Genomic DNA, 20,849 nt, shown 5'->3' with positions numbered 1-20,849 from the left:
AACGGATTCGATTACTCAGTCGATGTCGAAGGACACGCCCTGCGCCAGCGGCAGTGCCTTGGAATAGTTCACCGTGTTGGTGGCGCGGCGCATATAGGCCTTCCAGGCATCGGACCCGCTCTCGCGACCGCCGCCGGTCTCCTTCTCGCCGCCGAAGGCGCCGCCGATCTCGGCGCCCGACGTGCCGATGTTGACGTTGGCGATGCCGCAATCCGAACCGTCGACGCCGAGGAAGCGCTCGGACTCCTGCAGGTCGCGGGTAAAGATCGACGACGACAGTCCGGCGCTGACCGCATTGTGCTCGTCGAGCACGGTGTCGAAATCGGAATATTTCATCACATAGAGGATCGGCGCGAAGGTCTCTTCCGTCACCGGAGAGACCTGCCTGGGCATTTCGATCAGCGCCGGATGTACATAGTAGGCATCCGGGTGGCCGTTCTCGACGCGCGTGCCGCCGGTCACCTTGCCGCCATGTGCGGTAGCCTCCTTCAGCGCCTTCTGCATGTTGTCGAAGGCGGCCTTGTCGATCAGCGGGCCGACCAGCGACGAAGTCTCCAGCGGATTGCCGACCGAAACGCTCTGATAGGCCTTCTTCAGGCGCGGTAGCAGGGCGTCGTAGACGCTGTCATGCACGAACAGGCGCCGCAGCGTCGTGCAGCGCTGGCCGGCCGTGCCCATGGCGCCGAAGGCGATGGCGCGCAGCGCCATGTCGAGATCGGCCGTCGGGCAGACGATCCCGGCATTGTTACCGCCGAGCTCCAGCACGGCACGCGCGAAGCGCTTGGCCAGCCGCGGGCCGACATCGCGGCCCATGCGGGTCGAGCCGGTGGCCGAAACCAGCGGCACCTTCGGATGGTCGACCAGAATCTCGCCGACGGCGCGGTCGCCGATCAGCACCGGCGCCAGCCCCTGCGGCGCATCCGCGCCGAAGCGCTTGACTGCGCGCGCAAAAATCGCCTCGCAGGCGAGTGCGGTGAGCGGCGTCTTTTCCGACGGCTTCCACACCACGGCATCGCCGCAAACCAGGGCAAGGGCTGCGTTCCACGACCACACCGCCACCGGGAAGTTGAAGGCCGAAATGACGCCGACGACGCCGAGCGGATGCCAGGTCTCCATCATGCGATGGCCGGGGCGCTCGGTGGCGATGGTCAAGCCGTATAATTGCCGGGAAAGACCGACCGCGAAATCGCAGATGTCGATCATCTCCTGCACTTCGCCGAGGCCTTCGGACGGGATCTTGCCGACCTCGATCGACACCAGCCGGCCAAGCTCGGCCCTGTGCGCCCGCAATTCCTCGCCGAGCAGGCGAACCAGCTCGCCGCGCTTCGGCCCCGGCACCAGCCGCCAGGTCTGGAACGCCTTGTGCGCGGCATCGATGGTCTTTGCCGCGTCGGCCGGCGAGATCGTCTTCAGCGCCGCGATCTGCTCGCCCGTCACCGGGCTGCGCACGATGAGGTCACCACCGACAAGCGCATCCTTGGCAACGCCCAGTTTCGCCAGCAGTTCGGCCGTTTCCTTCGCTATCGTCATTTTTGTCCCTTTCAGATCCCGTCGCTCACGGGACGGAGGTCAAGCCTTGCGCCACGCACCATCGTGCCATCGGGCGCTGTCATGGCGTGGCATTACTCGTTTCAGGGAAAAACCGCCACCCCGGCATGGTCTAAGCCCGGACGACACGATTGAGCCAGACGGGAAAAGGCTTCAGCGCGCTGTCTTTGCGGCGGCCTTCGTGGCGCCATTCTTGATCAGCCGGTCGATATGCATGCGGATATGGGCGGCTTCCGCGGCCGTATTGGCCAGCGCAATGGCGCGGTCGAAGGCGACACGTGCCTCCTCGCCGCGGCCAAGCTGCATCAGCAGGCCGCCCTTGAGGCCGAAAAAGTGGAAATAGCCGGACAGCCTCTGTTCGAGCGGCTCGATCATGGCAAGTGCCGCCTCCGGCCCTCGCACCTTGGCCACCGCGACGGCGCGGTTCAGCGTTATCACCGGCGACGGCTGCATCTGCTCGAGCAGGCTGTAGAGCAGGTCGATCTCGGTCCAGTCGGTATCCTCGGGTTTTTCCGCGCGCGCATGCAGGGCGGCGATCGCCGCCTGCACCTGATAGGGTCCGGGCTTCTGATGGCGCAGCGCCTTGTCGACCAGCGCCAGCCCCTCGTCGATCATCTTGCGGCTCCACAGGCTGCGGTCCTGGTCTTCGAGCAGCACGATCTCTCCGTTTTCGTCGAAACGAGCCGGTGCCCGCGCATGCTGGAGCAAAAGCAGCGCCGTCAGGCCCATGATCTCCGGCTCGGTCTGGAACAGCCGGAGCAGCAGACGCGCCAGCCGGATCGCCTCCTCGCAGAGCGGCGCACGGGCCGGCGCCTCGCCGCTGTTGGTCGAATAGCCTTCGTTGAAGATCAGATAGACCATGGCGGCGACGGCGGCGAGCCGCTCCGAGCGCTCGACCGCGCCCGGCGTCTCGAACGGCACGCCGGCGTCCGCAATGCGCGCCTTGGCACGGGTGATACGCTGCTCCATGGCGCTTTCGCCGACCAGGAAGGCACGCGCAATTTGCTTGACGGTGATGCCGGAGACGATGCGCAACGCCACCGCGATCTGCTGCGTCGCCGGCAGGTCCGGGTGGCAGCAGATGAACAGCAGCCGCAAAATGTCGTCGCGGTAGTGCGCGCCGTCCAGCCGCTCGGCGATATCGCTTTCGGCGTCATCGAGGTCGGAGATCTGGTCCTCCTCCGGCAGCGGCGCCTGCTTGGACCGCTTGCGCACCGCGTCGATGCCGCTGTTGCGGCCGACGAAGATCAGCCAGGCGGCGGGATCGCGCGGCGGGCCGTTTTTCGGCCAGTTCTTCAGTGCCCTGAGGCATGCATCCTGGAAAGCCTCTTCCGCGGCGTCGAGGTCGCGGAAGTAGCGCAGCAGCGCGCCCATCGCCTGCGGACGGGCGGTGCTGATCGCATTGCTGATCCAGGCAAGCTCGGTCATGCGGCAGCCTTGCTCGGGTTGAAGACGGAAACCGGCCTTATTTCGTAGGAGCCGCCGCTGGGGTTGACCTCGGAGAGTTCGCGGGCGAACTCCACGGCCTCGTCGAGATCGGCGCATTCGAGCGTGTAGAAGCCGAGGAACTGTTCCTTGGTCTCGGCAAACGGCCCATCGATGACCACCGCTTCGCCCTTGACCTTGCGCAGCGTTGTCGCGGCGGTCGTCGGCAACAGCCGCGCCACCGGGCCAAGCCGGCCGGCCTGGGCGTATTTTTCCTGGACGTTGAGGAGATTGGCCATGACCTCATCGTCCTGCTCCTTGCTCCAGGAGCAAACGACGTCTTCGGAAGCATAGCAGAGGATAGCGTAAAGCATGATCGGTCCTTTTCTCTGTCAAAGGACGAGACAGTAGGACCGTTCCCGACATAAGGTCGATAAAAAAATTCGGCCTTGCGATGCCGCACCGGAACCCGCCCGCCCGCATCAGCTCTCCTGCATCTTCAGCCATCGCAGGGTTAGCGTCTCCTCTTCATCGAGCCCCGATATCGCCCGCTTGCGTTTGTTCGCTTGCGCCATTTCACCGAGCAGCCGCCCTTGCGACCAGGCCTCGAAGACCGTCGGATGAATGTAGCATTTGCGGCAGACGGCGCGCGTATTGCCGAGCCGCTCGGCCACCTTTTCGATGACGCCGTTCATCACCCGCTTCGTTAGCGCCTGACTGTCGGGAACCTCCGTCTGCGCAAACAGCGAGGCGGCATGGATCGTGCCGCCCCAGGTGCGGAAGTGCTTGGAGCTGAAATCCGCGCCGGCCGCATCGCGGATGTAGCGGTTGACGTCGTCGGAACGCACGGGATGCCTGTTGCCGTCCTCGTCGAGATACTGGAACAGCGTCTGCCCCGGCAGGTCCTGGGCGCCGCGCACGATCCTGGCGATCCGGCGATCGACCAGCTTCAATTTCCATTCTTTGCCAGACTTGCCCTTGAAGGCAAAGCGCAGGCTGGAGCCGCTGATGTCGACATGACGGTCGCGTAGCGTCGTCAGTCCGAAACTCTTGTTGTCGCGCGCATAGGCGGCATTGCCGACGCGGATCATGGTGTTGTCGAGCAGCCAGACGACCGCCGCGACGACGCGCTCCGCCTGCAGGCCATGGCGGCGCAGATCGGCATCGATCCGGCGGCGCAGTTCAGGCAGGCTTTCGGCAAAGGCGACCAGGCTCGAATATTTGGCCCCGTCGCGCTCCTCGGCCCATGCGGAATGGTAGCGATACTGCTTGCGTCCGCGCTGGTCGCGGCCGGTCGCCTGGATGTGGCCTTCCGGATCGGGCGAGATCCACACATCGGTCCAGGCCGGCGGTATGGCGAGCGCCTTGATGCGCGCGCGAATGGATCCGCTCACGACGCGGCCATTTGGTCCTTTGTAGGAGAAGCGCTTGCCGGCTCCGAGGCGGCGGATACCGGGCTCGGCGTCGGTGACGTAGGTCAGCGAGGCCTGGATGGCGGCACCTTGCGCACCGCTCTTCGATGCGCCCTGTCCGGCGCGCGGCGACCCGGAATTGTCGAACATGCTCCCTCCACGGAATCTTCCGTAGATAAGCGCTGGACGGGCTTGCAGGTTCCGCTTGACCCGTTTGGGGCCTCATCGGCGACGGCGATCGGCCGGCCGCAGACAAGCCACCATGGAAGACATGGGCGGCTTGCAATCGCGATGCGGATTCCTGTTCTGGGGGAACGGCCGAGGCCGAAACGCCTATCAGGCACTTTGCAGCTGGACGCGCGGAATGGAGAAACGGCGCCGCACCGCGAGCTTGAACTGGTAGCGCATGCAGCGCCATATGTCCGAGGGGACCTTGGGCGCGGCCTTGGCCACGGCAAGGAACCGCGCTGCCGTGGCAAAGTCGCCGCGCGCATAGTGGACGCGGGCGATCTTGAGCGCGACCAGGCCTTCCCTCGTTTTCAGTGTCGACTTGGCGATGCCGCAGTCGGCAAGTTGACGCAGGGCGTGGCGCCAGGCGAGGAAACGTTGTGCCGGCTTGATCGTGAAACGGTCGTCGGAGCGCTCCGCCGAGACGAAGTAGGTCATGACGGGCTGTGCAATGACGGCAAGCGGAGCCTGGCACATCAACCGCGCCCAGAACAGCGTGTCCTCGTCATAAGCGAGCGCGGTCGGGAACCGCGTCTCGCCGACCGCGCGCCGAGACACCAGCGCACTGCCGACCGCGATCGAGCGAACCTGACCTTCCAGATAGGCCGAGGCGTTGGCGATGCCGGTAGCCGTATAGCCGTACGGCAATTTGAACTGGTGATGCTCGCCCTTGGTGCGCCGGCGAAAGGCGCCGACCACCATCTCGGCTCTCGGTTGCGCGTCGCTTCGCGAAAGCAGCGATCTCAGGCCGCCTTCCACATGCAGATCATCGGCATCGATCATGTATATCCACGGGCAGTCCGCCTGCGCCAGGGCCAGGTTGCGGGCACCACCGGCGTCCCGGCAACTCGACGCGATCACGCGCAGCGGCAAGGCCAGCCGCGCGGCGACGTCCTCAGCCACCGCAGCCGTGCCGTCCGAGGACGCATCGTCGACCAGCAGCACCTCGCCGATGACTGCCGCCTCTGAACGAAGCGACGCCAGCGTGCCAGCAATCGTGGCCGCCGCATTATGTGCCGGAATGATGACGCTGACCGATTTCAATGGCAAACCCCTCGCCGGCGCATGCGTCCGGCGGCCCCAACCCGTGTGCCTAAGATAACGGCAGCATCGGCGTTTGAGAAGCAGTCTTTGCTCGCCCGGAGATTTACGAACAGCCTGAACCTGGGATCCGGTCAGACTTTCTCGAGGGCCACCGGAATGACGTCGACCGCTTGCTCGCCGACCTGTCCACCCGTGGTCTTCAGCACGCCGACGATCGGCGCCACATCGGAATAGTCGCGGCCGTAACCGACGGTGATGTGGTCGTTGCTCGCCCGCATGCCGTTGGTCGGGTCGAATTCCTGCCAGCCGGCGTCGCGGCCGCACCATGCCTTCACCCAGGCATGCATGGCGTCGGCGCCCTCCAGCCGGGGTTTGCCCTTAGGCGGAATGGTGCGCAGGAAGCCGCTGACATAGCCGGCCGGAATGCCCAGGCCGCGCAGGCCGGCGATCATGATGTGCGAAAAATCCTGGCAGACGCCCCGCTTCAGGCCGAAGGCATCGCTGGCGCGGGTCTGGACGGTGGTCGCCTTGCCGTCATAGGTGAAATCGCGATGAATGCGGTTGCAGAGGTCCATGACCGTGCCGGCGGTCGAGCCGGCGACGCTCTCTTGCGCGTATGCTGTGATTGCCGCGTCGATGCCGGCATGATCGCTGGCGGCGAGAAAGTGATGCGGCGCATCGGGAGCCAGCGAGCGCACCGCGCCGAGCTCCTCTTTGAACCGGTCTATGCCGGGCGACACGTCGAGCCCGGGCTCCGGGCGCGACACCGACACGCGCGCGCTCATCCGGATATCCAAGGCATCATGGGCATCGCGAACGGCGATCGAGGTGACATTGTTGCCGAAAAAGTCGGAAAAATCCACGCGTTCGCTGGGCGCCGGCGCGAAGGACAGAGACGCGGCAACCACCCGCTGCACACCTGAGATGGTCGGCGGCAGCACGCGTACCTGATGGCGGCCGCCGCCGGCCGCGGCATCGTAGTCGTAGCTCAGATGAAGCCTGATGTCGTAGAGCATGGCTGCCTTGGTCTTATCCGAAATAGGCCTTGGCGAGGCTGTTGTAGAGGCCGCCGATCTCGCCGGCGAGATCGTCGAGTGCATCCGCCGTCATGTCCGAAGGCTCCATCACGGCGATCGCCGTGTTGAGCTGCAGGATCTCTTTCGCCGCCGGCGACATGTGCCCCTCGCCGCCGACCGTGGGCAACAGCCCGATTTCCGCCTTCAGCCGCTCGAGCTGGAACAGGATGGAGCGCGGATTGAGCGGATCGAGCGCCAGGAGATCGATCACCGTGCGCCGCCCGGCCTGCACAGGATATTGCCGCCGGTGGGTCATGACGCTGTCGCCGATCTCCAGCATCATGTCGAGCGCCCCGTCCGGCGCTCCGGTCCTGGTCAGGCAGGCCAGCGTGCGGGCGATCTGGATGCCGCGCTCCAGCCGCCGGCCGATTTCCAGGAACCGCCAGCCGGTGAAGCGGTACATATTCTCATGCAGCAGGCCCGAGAACCCGGCGAGCTTGCGCAGGATCACCGTCATCGCTCGTGTCGCGTCGTCGCCCGGCGCCACGGTTCTCGCAAATTGATGGATGGTTTTCGACAGATCCTTCAGCGCCAGCCAGCCATCGGGCGAAAACCGGTCGCGGATCTGCCCGGCGCTGTAGACGGCGCTGTCCAGAGTGCTGATCAGACCGAGCGGGATCGCCGATCCGACGTCGATGCCGAACGGTTCGAGATAATCCCTGATATCGGCAAGCAGCGGCATCTCGGGGTCGGGGGTCTCGGCCAGCCGCACGTGATAGGCGCGCAGGATGCGCACCGTGTCTTCCGATCGCTCGATGTAGCGGCCGAGCCATGTCAGGTTCTCCGCCGCGCGGCTGGGCAGGCTGCCCGGCATGGTGCGGGTGAAGCTGTCGTGCTCCTGCGGCAGCAGCGTCTCGCGCTCCACCGGCCGGTCGCTGACCACCCAAACATCCGCTGCCTGCCCGCCACGCTGCATGGCGATCGCCGTCGGATCGAGAGAGAAGCCGACGCGGGCAAAACCGCCCGGCATGACCGTCCAGCCTTCCGGCGTCCGCGCCAGATAGACGCGCAGGCTTGCCGGCCGCGGCTCCAGCCAGCCGCCGACATAGACCGGCGTGGTCGACAGCGTCACCGCTTCCTGTCCGACGTAGCCGCCGCCATCGCGCTCGATCCGGGCGACCAGTTCGGCCCGTTCCTCGTCGGACAGTGTAGACCCGAGCCGGGTCGAATCGTCGTCCTCGAAGGCAAGCCGCGTCGACAGCGCCGGACCGACAACCATGCGGTCGAGATTGGCGAGCACATGCCGGCGCTCGCTCTCCTGTCCGCACCACCAAGTCGCGACGCTGGGCAAGAGAAGCTCCTCGCCCCGCAATTCGCGTGCAATCCTCGGCAGGAACGACAGCAGCGCCCGCGTTTCCAGCAGGCCGGAACCAAGCGCGTTGACGGCCGAAACCGCGCCCTGGCGGATCGCCTCGACCAGCCCCGGCGTGCCGATCTGCGAGTCCGGCCTGAGCTCCAGCGGATCGGCGAAGGCGGCGTCGAGTCGCCGCCACAGCACGCCGACCGGCTTCAGCCCCGAAACCGTGCGCACCATCAACCTGCCGCCCGAGACCGTCAGGTCCTCGCCCTCGAGCAGCATGATGCCGAGATAGCGGGCGATGTAGGCGTGCTCGTAGTAGGTTTCGTTGAGCGGGCCCGGCGTCAGGATGGCAACGCGGCCGCCCGATACCTTGGCCATGCCGATCAGCGCATCGCGAAAGCGACGGAAGAAGCCGGCAAGCCGATGCACATGCATCTCGCCATAGATGTCGGACAGCGCGCGCGTCGTGGCGACGCGGTTCTCCAGCGCAAATCCCGCCCCTGACGGCGCCTGCGTGCGGTCGCCAAGCACCCACCAGCGTCCATCAGGCCCGCGGCCGAGTTCGAAGGCGAGCATGTGGAGGAAATGGCCGCTGGCCGGCCTGGTGCCGACGACGGGCCGCAAATATTCGGGGCTCGCCGCAATCAGGCCGGCCGGCAGAGTGCCGTTGTCGACCAGTCGGTTCGGCCCGTAAATGTCGGCCAATATCTCTTCGAAAAGATTGGCGCGCTGGACGAGGCCGACGCTGATGTCGGCCCACTCCTTTTCCTCGATCAGCAGCGGGACATGCGCCAGCGGCCATTCCCGCTCATTGGCGCCGGCCTTGTCGTAGACGCGGTAATAGACGCCGGCGTCGCGCAGATACTGGTCGGCGCGGGCGAAACGCTGGCCGAGCTTTTCCGGCCCAAGCACCTCCAGCGCCTCGATGAAATTCTGCCAGACCGGACGCGGATTGCCCGATGCATCGACCATCTCGTCGACGACGCCGTCGATCGGCTGGTAGTGCTCCAGCAGACTGTGCGTCAGCGGCTTGCCGCGTATCTTTTTCTGATTCCCCTTTGCCATCGTTGATCAGAGTCTTGGTGGCCGCCTGAGGTCAAGGGTCATCGGGAAATCTTCAGAGGCTTCTTCGTCGCGCAGAACATAGCCGGACGGCGTATGGCCGCGCGGCTCGAAGCGGGCGAGCCGCCGCGCCTCGGCCTCGTTGCCATTGACCGGGAAGGTGTCGTAGCTGCGCCCGCCCGGATGCGCGACATGATAGACGCAGCCACCGACCGCCCGGCCCGACCAGCGGTCATAGATGTCGAAGATCAGCGGCGTGTTGACCGGCAGCGCCGGGTGCAGGCCCGATGCCGGCTGCCACGCCTTGAAGCGGACGCCCGCCACCGCGACCTCCCTGTTGTCGGTCACCTTCATCGGCACGAGGCGACCGTTGCAGACGACGGCATGGCGCTCCGGGTTGAGGCCTTCGGTCTTGACCTGCAGCCGCTCGACGGAGGAATCGACGAAACGCACGGTGCCGCCGATGGCGCCTTGTTCGCCCATCACGTGCCAGGGCTCCAGCGCTTGCCGCAATTCCAGCTTGATGCCCTCATGCTGGACCTCGCCGCAGAAGGGAAAGCGGAATTCGAGCTGTGCGTTGAACCATTCGGGACGGAACTCGAAGCCGTTGAGCTTGAGATCGTCGAGCACGTCGAGGAAATCCGCCCAGACATGGTGCGGCAGCATGAAACGGTCATGCAGCGACGTGCCCCAGCGCACGAAGCGGCCGTCGAGTGGGTTCTTCCAGGCGCGCGCGATGATGGCGCGCACCAGCAATTGCTGCGCGAGCGACATGCGTGCATTGGGCGGCATCTCGAAGCCACGGAACTCGACCAGCCCGAGCCGGCCGGTCGGCCCATCCGGCGAGAACAGTTTGTCGATGCAGATTTCCGAGCGATGCGTGTTGCCAGTGACGTCGGTCAGGAGATTGCGGAACAACCGATCGACCAGCCACGGCAAGGGTGCTGCGCCCTTGTCCGGATGCGGCACCTGCGCCATCGCGATCTCGAGCTCGTAGAGCGAATCGTGGCGCGCTTCGTCGAAGCGCGGCGCCTGACTGGTCGGACCGATGAACAGGCCCGAAAACAGATAGGAAAGCGAAGGATGACGCTGCCATTGCAGCACCAGGCTCTTCAGCAAGTCGGGGCGGCGCAGGAACGGGCTATCGTCGGGCGTCGCGCCGCCGACCACGACATGGTTGCCGCCGCCGGTGCCGGTATGGCGGCCGTCGATCATGAACTTGTCGGCGCCGAGCCGCGTCTGCCGTGCCTCGTCGTAGATCGCCGTGGTCGTCGCCACGCAATCCTGCCAATTCGCGGCCGGGTGGATGTTGACCTCGATGACGCCCGGATCGGGAGCCACCCTTATGACGTTGAGGCGTGGGTCGTGCGGCGGACCATAGCCCTCGATATGCACTGGCAGGCCGATCGCCTTGGCCGCGTTCTCGGCCGCCGCGACCAGTTCAAGATAATCTTCCAGCGCCTCGACCGGCGGCATGAACACGCAGAGCCGCCCGTCACGCGGCTCGACCGAGAGTGCTGTGCGCACCGCGCCGCCGATTTCGGTGATCTCCTGCTCGACACGGTCCTGCTGGCCGGTCGCGGCCGTGAAGGACACCGCCTGCTGGCGGCGCGCCATTTCGTCGGCACCTTCGAGCTCGGCCGGCGCCCCTGCGGGCAAGATGGCCTCACGCGCCGGAAGCGGACCGCGCGGCAGCGACGGATCGACCGGCACGATGTAAGGGAATTGCGCAGGCGGCACATAGGGAAGCGTGCCGAGCGGCAGGCGGTAGCCGACCGGTGAATCGCCAGGCACCAGGAACAGGCGGCCGCGCCGTGTCTTCCATTTCTCCGAGCGCCAGCGCTGCCCGGAAGCCTCGCTGTTCCAGCGCTGAACCGGCAGCACATAGCCTGACGGCTTGGTCAGGCCGCGTTCGAACACCCGCGCCATGCGGCTGCGTTCCTCGGGGTCTTCCAGCTTCGAGTTGGACGGATCGACATTGTCAGGCAGCTTGCCTTCCTTCAGCAGCCATTCGGCCGGATCCTCATAGGCTTCGCTGACCATCTCCTTGTCGATGCCGAGTTCGCCGGCGATCGCCGTCAGCAGGCTTTCTGCCTGCTGCGGCCCGATATCGTCGCTGCTCTTTTCGCGCGCGATTAGCGACGGGTCGCTCCACACCGGCTCGCCATCGGTGCGCCAGTAGAGCGAAAAGGTCCAGCGCGGCAGGCTCTCGCCGGGGTACCATTTGCCCTGCCCATAATGCAGAAAACCGCCCGGCGCGAAGCGTTCGCGCAGTTTTCTGATCAGCGCGTCGGCCTTTTCGCGCTTGGTCGGACCGACGGCGGCGGTATTCCATTCGGCCGACTCGAAGTCGTCGATCGACACGAAGGTCGGCTCGCCGCCCATGGTCAGCCGCACGTCGCCGGCCTGGAGCGCGGCATCGACCTTGTTGCCCAGCGCGTCGAGCGCCTGCCAGCTCTCGTCCGAAAACGGCTTGGTGATGCGCGGATGCTCGGCGATACGGTCGACCCGCATGTCGAAGCCGAATTCGACATTGGCGAAGCTCGCCATGCCGGAGATGGGGGCGGCATTGCGGAAATGCGGCGTCGCCGCCAGCGGCACATGGCTTTCGCCGGTGAGCAGGCCGGAAGTCGGGTCGAAGCCGATCCAGCCGGCGCCCGGCAGATAGACCTCGCACCAGGCGTGGAGATCGGTGAAGTCGACGGCGGTTCCGGCTGGACCGTCGAGCGCCACGAGATCGGGCTTCAGCTGGATCAGATAGCCGGAGACGAAACGCGCGGCGATGCCGAGGTTCCGCAGGATCTGCACCAGCAGCCAGCTCGAATCCCGGCACGATCCCTTGGCCGCGGCCAGCGTTTCCTCAGGCGAGAAGACGCCGGTTTCCATGCGTACGATATAGGCGATCTCGCGCTGCAGGCGCGCGTTGAGGTCGACGACGAAATTGACGGTGTTGGTCGGGCTGCGGTCGATGGTTTTCAGGAATGCCGACAGCAGCGGCCCAGCCGGCTCGGGCGTCCGGTAGATGGCGAGATCGTCGCGTATCTCTTCCGGATATTCGAATGGAAATGTCTCGGCCGACGGCTCGACGAAGAAATCGAACGGATTGTAGACCGTCATGTCGGCAACGAGGTCGACCTCGATCTTCAGTTCCGTCACCGGTTCCGGAAAGACGAAGCGGGCAAGGAAATTGCCGTAAGGGTCCTGCTGCAGATTGACGAAATGGTTCGCCGGCTCGACCTTCAGCGAATGGCTCAAGACCTTGGTACGGGAATGCGGCGCCGGCTGCAGCCTGATGACTTGCGGGCCGAGAACGACCGGCCGGTCATATTTGTAGTGGGTCAGGTGGTAGACGGCTGCCAGAATTGCCATGGGACCCCGAAAGTCGGCGTTTCAAACGAATTCGCCGAACCCTGACACAAATGGCTGCCATTCTCCAAGCAGAGATGTTGCGCTGCACCTAATTTAAGCAACGGTTGCCGGCTAAGGTGTGTTGAGATTCAGGTCAGACCGGCATCACCTCACAGCTTAGAAGAACGCCTGCAACCCTGTCTGCGCCCTTCCGAGGATCAGCGCGTGCACGTCATGCGTGCCCTCATAGGTGTTGACGGTTTCCAGGTTCTGCGCGTGGCGCATGACGTGATAACCGATCTGGATGCCGTTGCCGCCATGCATGTCGCGGGCCTGGCGGGCAATGTCGAGCGCCTTGCCGCAATTGTTGCGCTTGACGATGGAGATCATTTCCGGCGCCATTTTGCCTTCGTCCATCAGCCGCCCGACCCGCAGGCTGGCCTGCAGGCCGAGCGCGATCTCGGTCTGCATGTCGGCGAGCTTCTTCTGGAAAAGCTGTGTGCCGGCCAGCGGCTTGCCGAACTGCTTGCGGTCGAGGCCATACTGGCGGGCGCGATGCCAGCAATCTTCCGCAGCACCCATCGCGCCCCAGGAAATGCCGTAGCGTGCCCGGTTGAGGCAGCCGAACGGTCCCTTCAGCCCGGAGACGTTGGGCAGCAGCGCGTCTTCGCCGACCTCGACGCCTTCCATCACCACTTCGCCGGTGATCGATGCGCGCAGGCTGAGCTTGCCGCCAATCTTCGGCGCCGACAGGCCCTTCATGCCCTTCTCCAGCACGAAACCGCGGATTTCGTCCTTGCCGTTCTCGCCCTTCAACTTCGCCCAGACGACGAACACATCGGCGATCGGCGCGTTGGAGATCCACATCTTCGAGCCTGAAATCTTGTAGCCGCTCGCCGTCCTCTCGGCCCGCGTCTTCATGCCGCCGGGATCGGAGCCGGCATCCGGTTCGGTCAGACCAAAACAGCCGATCCATTCGCCGCTGGCGAGCTTCGGCAGGTATTTCTTGCGCTGCGCCTCCGAGCCATAGGCATGGATCGGATACATCACCAGCGACGACTGCACGCTCATCATCGAGCGATAGCCGCTATCGACGCGCTCGACTTCCCGCGCCACCAGGCCATAGGTCACATAGTTGGCGCCAAGCCCGCCGTATTCCTCGGGGATGGTGATGCCGAGCAGGCCGGCCTCGCCCATCTCGCGGAAGATGCCGGCATCGGTCTTTTCCTCGAGGTAGGCTTCCTCGATCTTCGGCGCGAGCTTGTCGGCGGCAAACGCCGCCGCGCCGTCGCGCACCATGCGCTCGTCTTCCGAAAGCTGGTTCTCGATCAGGAAAGGGTCTTCCCAGACGAACGCGTTCTTGTCGGCGGCCATGGCTCTCGGTCTCCCAATGCATGTCGCCCAAAAGTGTTCAGCGGTTTTGGGACAACGACATGCATAAACAAAAAATCTTGAAGTGCCCGGCTTATCCGCCTCCGCCTCAAAAAAATCAAACGAAATTGCATCACCAATCAATGAGCGTTAGTAATGAATCATGAACGTTCAGCGCCGCCTTTTGCCCAACATCAGCGCCCTTGCCGCCTTCGAGGCGGTGGCGCGCCTCGGTTCTTTCACCGCCGCCGCCCGCGAACTCGATTTGACCCAAGGCGCCGTCAGTCGACAGATCAGCCTTTTGGAAGACCAGTTCGGCCGCCGGCTGTTCGAGCGCGACAGCCGCAATGTCCGGCTGTCGACCGCAGGCGAAATCTATGCCGAAGCGGTCCGCTCGGCGCTTGGCCAATTGCGCGACGCCGCCCTTGGATTGATGAGCAATCGGCATAGTGGCATCCTGAACCTGGCGATCCTGCCGACCTTCGGCACCCGCTGGCTGATGCCGATGATCCCCGATTTCGTCGAAAACAACCCCGACATCACCATCAACTTCGTCACTCGCATCGGCCGTTTCGACTTCGCCCGGGAAAGGCTGGATGCCGCCATCCATTACGGCCTGCCCGATTGGCCGGAGGCCGACTCCACGCTGCTGATGCGCGAGACGGTGGCGCCGGTGGTGGCGCCCGGGTTCATCGCCGGTCGCGCCATCGCGACGGCGGCCGATATCGGCCGCCTGCCGCTGCTGCACATGGCGACGCGCCCTGGCGCCTGGACCGAGTGGTTCGAGCATCAGGGGCTGAGCGCGCCGACAGGACCCGGCATGCAGTTCGAACAGTTCGGCACCGCCGCCCAGGCCTGCATGGCCGGGCTTGGCGTAGCGCTGCTGCCGCAGATCCTGATATCAGGCGAATTGCAGCGCGGCCAGCTGGTGCCGGCACCGGGCCGGCCGATGCAGAGCCGCAGCGCCTACTATCTGGTCGTGCCGCACGACAAGCGCGGCCATCCGCCTGTCGCCAGTTTTCGCGACTGGCTTCTGGGTCATCTCCCGGTGGAGAAATAACTACTTCCGCTTCAGCGCATCCGCCAATGCGGCGCCGAACGCGCCTTGCTGCGCCGGCCGTTCCGGCTGGCGCAGCGGTGCCGGCGAACGCGGCGCCGGCTTGCCGCCGGTATCGCGCGGCCCGCCCCTCGATGCACCGCCGTCGCCGTCCTTGCGCATGGAGAGAGCAATGCGCTTGCGCTTGATGTCGACATCGACGACGCGCACATTCACCACATCACCGGCCTTCACCACCTCATGCGCGTCCTTGACGAAGCGGTCGGCCAGTTGCGAGACGTGCACCAAGCCGTCCTGATGCACGCCGATATCGACGAAAGCGCCGAAGGCGGCGACGTTGGTGACCGTGCCTTCGAGCAGCATGCCGGGCTTCAGATCCTTGATGTCGTCGACGCCGTCGGCGAAGATCGCGGTCTTGAAGCCGGGGCGTGGATCGCGGCCGGGCTTTTCCAGCTCCGCCAATATGTCGCGCACCGTCGGCAGGCCGAACCGCTCGTCGACGAAGACACGAGGATCGAGCGCCTTCAACGCCGCGCTGTCACCCATCAGCGAGCGCAGATCCCGGCCGCAGGCGGCGACGATCTTCTTGGCCACGCCATAGGCTTCCGGATGCACGGAGGAAGCATCGAGCGGCTCGCTGCCGTTCGGAATGCGCAAGAAGCCGGCGCATTGCTCGAACGCGCGAGGTCCAAGGCGGGAGACTTTGAGCAGATCCTTCCGGCTTACGAAGGGGCCGGTGGCGTCACGATGCGCGACGATGGCGTCGGCGAGCGACGCGCCAAGGCCTGAAACCCGCGCCAAGAGCAGCGCCGACGCCGTGTTGAGATCGACACCGACGGCATTGACCGCGTCCTCGACCACCGCTTCCAGCGAGCGGCCGAGCCGGTACTGGTCGACATCATGCTGGTACTGGCCGACGCCGATCGACTTCGGTTCGATCTTGACCAGTTCGGCGAGCGGGTCCTGCAGGCGCCGGGCGATCGACACCGCGCCGCGCAGCGACACGTCGAGGCCGGGAAACTCCGCCGCCGCCGTTGCCGAGGCGGAATAGACCGAGGCACCCGCCTCGCTGACGATCACCTTGAGCGGCTTCGGCCCGCCATCCGCCGGCATATCGGCCAGCATGTCGGCAACCAGCTTCTCGGTCTCGCGGCTGCCGGTGCCGTTGCCGATCGAAATCAGCTCGACCTTGTACAGGCGGACAAGCTTCGCCAGTTCGGCCTGCGTGCCGCGCACATCGTTCCTCGGTGGGAACGGATAGACTGTCGTCGTCGCCAGCAGCTTGCCGGTACCGTCGACCACCGCGACCTTGACACCGGTGCGGATGCCCGGGTCGAGCCCCATTGTCGGCCGCGATCCGGCAGGGGCCGCAAGCAGCAGATCCTTCAGATTGCGGGCGAAGACATGGATCGCGTCCTCTTCCGCCCGCTCGCGCAGGTCGCGCATCAGATCGAGCGTCAGGTGCAGCGACAGTTTGATCCGCCAGGTCCAGCCGGCGACTTCCATCAGCCAGCGATCACCCGGCAGGCTGCCGCCGATGGCATAGGCATTGGCGATCATCCGCTCGACCGGCTTCACTGCAGACGCATCGTCGGCATCGACCTCGATGTCGAGCGACAGCACCTCTTCGTTGCGGCCGCGCAGCATTGCCAGCGCGCGATGGCTCGGCACGTTCGTCCAGCGCTCGACATGGTCAAAATAGTCGGAGAATTTCGCTCCGGCCTCCTGCTTGCCGTCGACCACGCGGGCACGCAGGAAGGCGCGTTCCTTCATGTAGGTGCGCAGCTTGCCGACCAGATCGGCATTCTCGGCGAACTGTTCCGACAGAATGTCGCGCGCGCCGTCGAGCGCCGCCTTGGCGTCCGCCACCTCTTCGGTGACGTAGGCGAGCGCCAGTTCGGCGGGCACCGCCGAGCGGTCGGCAAGAATGACTTCGGCCAGCGGCCCCAGCCCACGCTCCCTGGCAATCTCGGCTTTGGTGCGGCGCTTCGGCTTGTAAGGCAGGTAGATGTCTTCGAGCTCTGCCTTGGTGGCAGCCGCGGCGATCTTTTGTGCAAGCTCCTCGGTCAGCTTGCCCTGCTCGCGGATCGAACCGAGGATGGTGTCGCGGCGCGCATCGAGTTCGCGCAGATAGGCCAGTCGCTCGGCAAGGTCGCGCAACTGCGTATCGTCCAGCCCGCCGGTGACCTCCTTGCGGTAGCGCGCCACGAACGGCACCGTTGCACCCTCGTCCAGCAAGCCGATCGCCGCCGCGGCCTGTTCGGGCCGCGCGCCGATCTCGGCCGCGATGATTGCCGCGATGCGCTTGATGTCGGATGCCATGCTGGTCTCGTGCCTTGTCGAAAAAAGAGCGGCGACCATAGGCCGGGATCTCCGCGCCGCCAACCGCGCTGTTTTCAGCCGACCAGCGGGTCCACAGGAAAGCTGCTGTCTCGCGGGCTGCCGGATCTGGTCAGACCATCCGGCTCAGCGCCTCGAAAAAGGCGACGGCCTCGACATCGAGCTGGTCGTCGACCGGCACCGGCTGCGACGACATCTTTGCGATCACCACTTGTGTCTTGGGATTGACGTACAGCCACTGGCCATGGATGCCGATGCCGCAGAAGGCGCCGCTTTGCGCCCCCGTCTGGTACCATTTGTTGCGGTAGCGCCCTTCGGGAAACAGGAAGGCCATCGTGCCGCGCTGCCAGGCTTCGGAACTGCCGCCTGTTTCGACCGTGTCGCGTACCCAGGCCTCCGGCACGATGCGGCGGCCACTGGCCGTGCCGCCTTGCCGCATCATCTCGCCGACACGCGCCAGATCGCGCGGCGTCACCGAAATACCACCGGCAGTGCGCGCCGTGCCTTCCATGTCGACCGTAATCGAAGCTTCGCCCGCCGCACCGAGCGGCAGCCACAATTTCTCGCGCAGCAGATCGGTCAGTCGCTGGCCGGAGGCGCGCTCGACCAGCATGCCGAGCAGGTCGGAATTGGGCGAGCGATAGCGGAATGTCTGGCCATGCGGTTCGGCCAGCCGCTGCAGCGTCAGGATGAATTCGCGCAGGCTTTCCGTGCCGCCGCCCGGGTTCCACAGCGTGGCGCGGCGATAGCGGCCAAAGGCGCTTTCCGGATCGAGATAGGCCTCTTCGAAGTCGAGGCTGACGCTCATGTCGAGCACGTGCCGCGCGCTCGCATCGCCATAGGCCGAGCCCTTGGCTTCCGGAATGTAGCTGATGACAGGTGCTTCCGGGTCGAACACCCCCTCGCCTTCCAAAATGCCGGCGAGAATGGCGGTGAACGATTTGCTGATCGAGAAGATGATGTGGCGTCCGCCGAAATCCATATGCGGTGCGAACCAGTCGCCAACGATCGTACCGGCCTTCATGATCGTCAGCGCGTCGGTGTCGGAACGCGCGAGGAAGGCCGCCACCGTTTCCGGCCCATTCGCCAGGCTGACTTTTTCGCCAAGCAAGCTTCCGAGTTCTTGCCGAGGCAGCTCTGTGCCGCCTGACGCCGCGACAGGCGCGCTTGGCACCAGTTCGCCGACATTCTGGAACGACCATCGGTTGAACGGGTTTTCGCGCCAGTTGGAAAGCAGCATCGCACTGCGGGCAAAGCCATATCTGGTCTCGAACGCGGTCTTGCCGGTCATGGCATTTCCTTCCGGATATTTTTTTCTGGAGATTCAGACCAGCGCCGCGGAGATGGCGTGCACGGCCTTCAGCGTCGCCACCGAATAGGCGATGTTGGTGAAATCCGGATAGGTCGAAAGCTTCACCACCACCATCCTCGTGTCCCAGTCGATGTGGATCATCTGCCCGAAAACACCCCGGCACATCAGCGCGCGCGAGCGCGGATCCTCGATCCAGAACTGGTTGCGATAGCTGCCTTCCGGCAGGCTGGGGTTGAAGTCGGGCGCATGCTTGCCATTACGCGTCGCCTCGATCCAGTCGGCCGGCACCACGCCGCCGCCATTGTCGAGGATCAGCTGGCCGAAGCGGCCATAGTCGCGCAGCGTCGCATTGAAGCCGCCGTCGGCCACCGCATAGCCGGCACTGTCGACGGTGAAGCAGGCGCTCTCGTCCGCGCCGAGCTTTTGCCAGAGTTCTTCGGAAACCAGCTGCGGCAGCCGCTTGCCGGTCACCCGCTCCATCATGAAGGCGAGCACGTCGGTCTCGATCGAGCGGTACTCGAAGGCCTCGCCGTGCGGTCGGGTTTTCTCCTTCAGTCCCAGGATCAGCTCGAACATATGCGACGGCCATTGGAACGCCGGATCGCTGTCCGGCGGCACCGGCTTCCAGCCGGTGGCGACATCGACCTGGCCGATCTCGGAATAGGGATCGGTGTATTCCTCCGAAAAACGCACGCCTGTGGTCATGTCGAGCACATGCTGCACACTGGCGCCGGCCCAGCCGGTCCCGCTTAGTTCCGGAAGGTAGCTGGTCACGGGCGCCGCCGGGTCAATCAGCCCGCGTCCGGCCAGTATGCCGAGCACCGAAGCCGTGACCGACTTTGCCATCGACTGCGACAGATGCAGCGTGCGCTCGTCCATGCCGTTGAAATAGCGCTCATAGGCTATTCTGCCGTCCTTGAGCACAAGGAAGCCGTCCGTATAGGTCTCGTCGAGCAGCCCGGCGAGTGTCGTTGCCGAGCCTGTGCTGTCCTCCACCGGCAGCGCGTCGAGATCGACCTCGGCCAGTTCGAGCCGGCGGCGATGGCCGTGCCCGCGCCAGACCTCGGCGGTCGGCAGGAATTCGCGGATGTGCTGGAATGCCCAGCGGTTCCAAGGCCCCCTGTCCCAATCGAGCCGCGGCGGCACCATGGCTGGTGGCGAGCCCTGCATGATCGGCGGCCGAGGATCGGAGTTGCGGTAGGATGTCATCGAGCCTCCCGGAAGCGAAGAAGGGAGGCCAAAGCCCCCCTTCCATTGGATTCTAGACCGAACCTATTTGCGCAGGTTGGTCCAGATCTTGTTGTAAATCTCGACCACCTCAGGCCGGCATGGCGGGACAAATTCCGCCGCAGGCGCACCAGCGGGCGGGTTGAGTTCCGGCGAGGCGGCGAAATCGGCGGGAAGGAATTTGTGGCTGCCGACAATGCCGTTGTCGTAGCCGGCGAATTCCGAGATCAGCGCCGCATTTTCCGGAGCCATGATGAAGTCCTGGAACAGCTTGGCATTCTCGAGGTTCTTGGCGCCCTTCAGCACCCCCACATTGTCCATCCAGCCTTCGATGCCTTCCTTCGGATAGGCATACTTGATCGCCGGGATCTTCTGGCGCGCGCGATAGGTGGCGCCATTCCACGCCTGCGTGACGATGACGTCGCCGGAAGTGATCTTGGTGATCGTGTCGTAGCTGAAGGTCTTCCACGACGGCTTGGCCGCCATCAGGACGTCGTTGACCTTCTTGAGGTCGGCCTTGTCTGCGCCGCAGCGCGGCACGCCGGCATAGCGCTCGGCCGCATGCATGACGGTGTTGACGTCGTCGAGCATGTTGATCTGGCCCTTCAACTCGTCCGGCGGGTCGAACAGGATCGCCAGCGTGTCGATGTCGCCCTTGAACTTGTCGGTGTTGACTTCGAATGTCGTGGTGCCGAACTGCCATGGCGCGGTGTAGTGACGGCCGCTGTCCCAGTAGATGTCGAGGAAGCGCGGGTCGATGTTCATGCCGTTCGGCATCGCATTGGGCTCGGTCTTTTCGAGTAGACCCTCGTCGATCATGATCTTCACGGTGTAGTCCGATGGCACCACGATGTCATAGCCGGAATTGCCGGCGCGCACCTTGGACAGCATGGTTTCGTTGGAATCGTAGTCGTCCAGCGTGACCTTGACGTTGTACTGTTTCTCAAACTTTTCGATCAGCTTGGGATTGGTGTAGTCACCCCAATTGTAGATGTGCAGCTCGCCGTCGGCGAGCGCGGGCACTGCCCACAACAGCACTGCCGTCGAAACGGCAGCCATCAGTTTCCTAGACATTTTGTTCTCCTTTGCCTTCCCATCA

14 protein-coding genes are annotated in these 20,849 nt (G+C 64.9%); 1 reads left to right on the top strand and 13 read right to left on the bottom strand.

What is annotated here, in order from left to right:
- Window positions 1-15: 15 nt before the first annotated feature.
- The 9 genes from amaB to AC1RUK_RS02610 all read right to left on the bottom strand — a co-directional run bounded on the left by amaB (window position 16) and on the right by AC1RUK_RS02610 (window position 13,817).
- Window positions 16-1,530, bottom strand: coding sequence for an L-piperidine-6-carboxylate dehydrogenase (amaB, locus tag AC1RUK_RS02650; RefSeq protein ID WP_481836877.1), 1,515 nt, complete (start codon window positions 1,528-1,530; stop codon window positions 16-18).
- Window positions 1,531-1,701: 171 nt separating this feature from the next.
- Window positions 1,702-2,976 carry an RNA polymerase sigma factor gene (locus AC1RUK_RS02645; protein ID WP_481836878.1) on the bottom strand — a complete coding sequence of 425 codons (1,275 nt, stop codon included), beginning with the start codon at window positions 2,974-2,976 and terminating at the stop codon, window positions 1,702-1,704.
- Window positions 2,973-3,347 (bottom strand): YciI family protein, encoded by a 375-nt coding sequence (locus tag AC1RUK_RS02640; protein ID WP_436173268.1) that lies wholly within the window; start codon window positions 3,345-3,347, stop codon window positions 2,973-2,975. Before AC1RUK_RS02640 ends, AC1RUK_RS02645 begins: the two co-directional genes overlap by 4 nt.
- Window positions 3,348-3,455: 108 nt before the next feature.
- On the bottom strand, window positions 3,456-4,535 hold the full coding sequence (locus AC1RUK_RS02635) for a DNA topoisomerase IB (RefSeq protein ID WP_481836879.1): 1,080 nt from the start codon (window positions 4,533-4,535) through the stop codon (window positions 3,456-3,458).
- 186 nt (window positions 4,536-4,721) lie between these two features.
- Complete coding sequence (locus tag AC1RUK_RS02630; RefSeq protein WP_481836880.1) at window positions 4,722-5,657, bottom strand: glycosyltransferase family 2 protein; 936 nt, start codon at window positions 5,655-5,657, stop codon at window positions 4,722-4,724.
- Window positions 5,658-5,788: 131 nt separating this feature from the next.
- A complete protein-coding gene (locus tag AC1RUK_RS02625) occupies window positions 5,789-6,673 on the bottom strand; it encodes a transglutaminase family protein (protein WP_481840176.1) in 885 nt (294 codons plus the stop codon).
- Between the two features lie 13 nt (window positions 6,674-6,686).
- The gene (locus AC1RUK_RS02620) at window positions 6,687-9,098 is read right to left on the bottom strand and encodes a circularly permuted type 2 ATP-grasp protein (RefSeq protein ID WP_481836882.1); all 2,412 of its coding nucleotides are present in this window, start codon (window positions 9,096-9,098) and stop codon (window positions 6,687-6,689) included.
- Between the two features lie 6 nt (window positions 9,099-9,104).
- Window positions 9,105-12,464: a transglutaminase family protein gene (locus tag AC1RUK_RS02615; protein WP_481836883.1), complete on the bottom strand. Its 3,360-nt coding sequence runs from the start codon at window positions 12,462-12,464 to the stop codon at window positions 9,105-9,107.
- Window positions 12,465-12,620: 156 nt separating this feature from the next.
- Window positions 12,621-13,817 (bottom strand): acyl-CoA dehydrogenase, encoded by a 1,197-nt coding sequence (locus AC1RUK_RS02610; protein WP_481836884.1) that lies wholly within the window; start codon window positions 13,815-13,817, stop codon window positions 12,621-12,623.
- A 160-nt stretch (window positions 13,818-13,977) separates the two neighbouring features.
- On the opposite strand from AC1RUK_RS02610, the gene AC1RUK_RS02605 reads away from it, so the two are divergent.
- A complete protein-coding gene (locus AC1RUK_RS02605) occupies window positions 13,978-14,874 on the top strand; it encodes a LysR family transcriptional regulator (protein WP_481836885.1) in 897 nt (298 codons plus the stop codon).
- Here AC1RUK_RS02605 and AC1RUK_RS02600 read toward each other — a convergent pair whose 3' ends face one another.
- The 4 genes from AC1RUK_RS02600 to AC1RUK_RS02585 form a co-directional block, all read right to left on the bottom strand.
- A complete protein-coding gene (locus AC1RUK_RS02600; RefSeq protein ID WP_481836886.1) occupies window positions 14,875-17,193 on the bottom strand; it encodes a Tex family protein in 2,319 nt (772 codons plus the stop codon).
- A gap of 130 nt (window positions 17,194-17,323) precedes the next feature.
- Entirely contained in the window at window positions 17,324-18,502 is a 1,179-nt protein-coding gene (locus tag AC1RUK_RS02595) for a serine hydrolase domain-containing protein (protein ID WP_481836887.1), read from the bottom strand.
- Window positions 18,503-18,535: 33 nt separating this feature from the next.
- Entirely contained in the window at window positions 18,536-19,732 is a 1,197-nt protein-coding gene (locus AC1RUK_RS02590; protein ID WP_481836888.1) for a serine hydrolase domain-containing protein, read from the bottom strand.
- Between the two features lie 63 nt (window positions 19,733-19,795).
- Window positions 19,796-20,824, bottom strand: a complete 1,029-nt coding sequence (locus AC1RUK_RS02585) for an extracellular solute-binding protein (protein WP_481836889.1) — start codon at window positions 20,822-20,824, stop codon at window positions 19,796-19,798.
- Between the last annotated feature and the right edge of the window lie 25 nt (window positions 20,825-20,849).

Source organism: Mesorhizobium monacense (assembly GCF_056781675.1).
The sequence above is the reverse complement of the archived record's forward strand: the minus strand, read 5'-3'. Positions and strand labels throughout refer to the sequence as shown.

Bases quoted from the DNA above. Each gene is read 5' to 3' on its own strand.
- amaB (WP_481836877.1), bottom strand. From the start codon at position 1,530: ATGACGATAGCGAAGGAAACGGCCGAACTGCTGGCGAAACTGGGCGTT.
- AC1RUK_RS02645 (WP_481836878.1), bottom strand. From the start codon at position 2,976: ATGACCGAGCTTGCCTGGATCAGCAATGCGATCAGCACCGCCCGTCCG.
- AC1RUK_RS02640 (WP_436173268.1), bottom strand. From the start codon at position 3,347: ATGCTTTACGCTATCCTCTGCTATGCTTCCGAAGACGTCGTTTGCTCC.
- AC1RUK_RS02635 (WP_481836879.1), bottom strand. From the start codon at position 4,535: ATGTTCGACAATTCCGGGTCGCCGCGCGCCGGACAGGGCGCATCGAAG.
- AC1RUK_RS02625 (WP_481840176.1), bottom strand. From the start codon at position 6,673: ATGCTCTACGACATCAGGCTTCATCTGAGCTACGACTACGATGCCGCG.
- AC1RUK_RS02620 (WP_481836882.1), bottom strand. From the start codon at position 9,098: ATGGCAAAGGGGAATCAGAAAAAGATACGCGGCAAGCCGCTGACGCAC.
- AC1RUK_RS02615 (WP_481836883.1), bottom strand. From the start codon at position 12,464: ATGGCAATTCTGGCAGCCGTCTACCACCTGACCCACTACAAATATGAC.
- AC1RUK_RS02610 (WP_481836884.1), bottom strand. From the start codon at position 13,817: ATGGCCGCCGACAAGAACGCGTTCGTCTGGGAAGACCCTTTCCTGATC.
- AC1RUK_RS02605 (WP_481836885.1), top strand. From the start codon at position 13,978: ATGAACGTTCAGCGCCGCCTTTTGCCCAACATCAGCGCCCTTGCCGCC.
- AC1RUK_RS02600 (WP_481836886.1), bottom strand. From the start codon at position 17,193: ATGGCATCCGACATCAAGCGCATCGCGGCAATCATCGCGGCCGAGATC.
- AC1RUK_RS02595 (WP_481836887.1), bottom strand. From the start codon at position 18,502: ATGACCGGCAAGACCGCGTTCGAGACCAGATATGGCTTTGCCCGCAGT.
- AC1RUK_RS02590 (WP_481836888.1), bottom strand. From the start codon at position 19,732: ATGACATCCTACCGCAACTCCGATCCTCGGCCGCCGATCATGCAGGGC.
- AC1RUK_RS02585 (WP_481836889.1), bottom strand. From the start codon at position 20,824: ATGTCTAGGAAACTGATGGCTGCCGTTTCGACGGCAGTGCTGTTGTGG.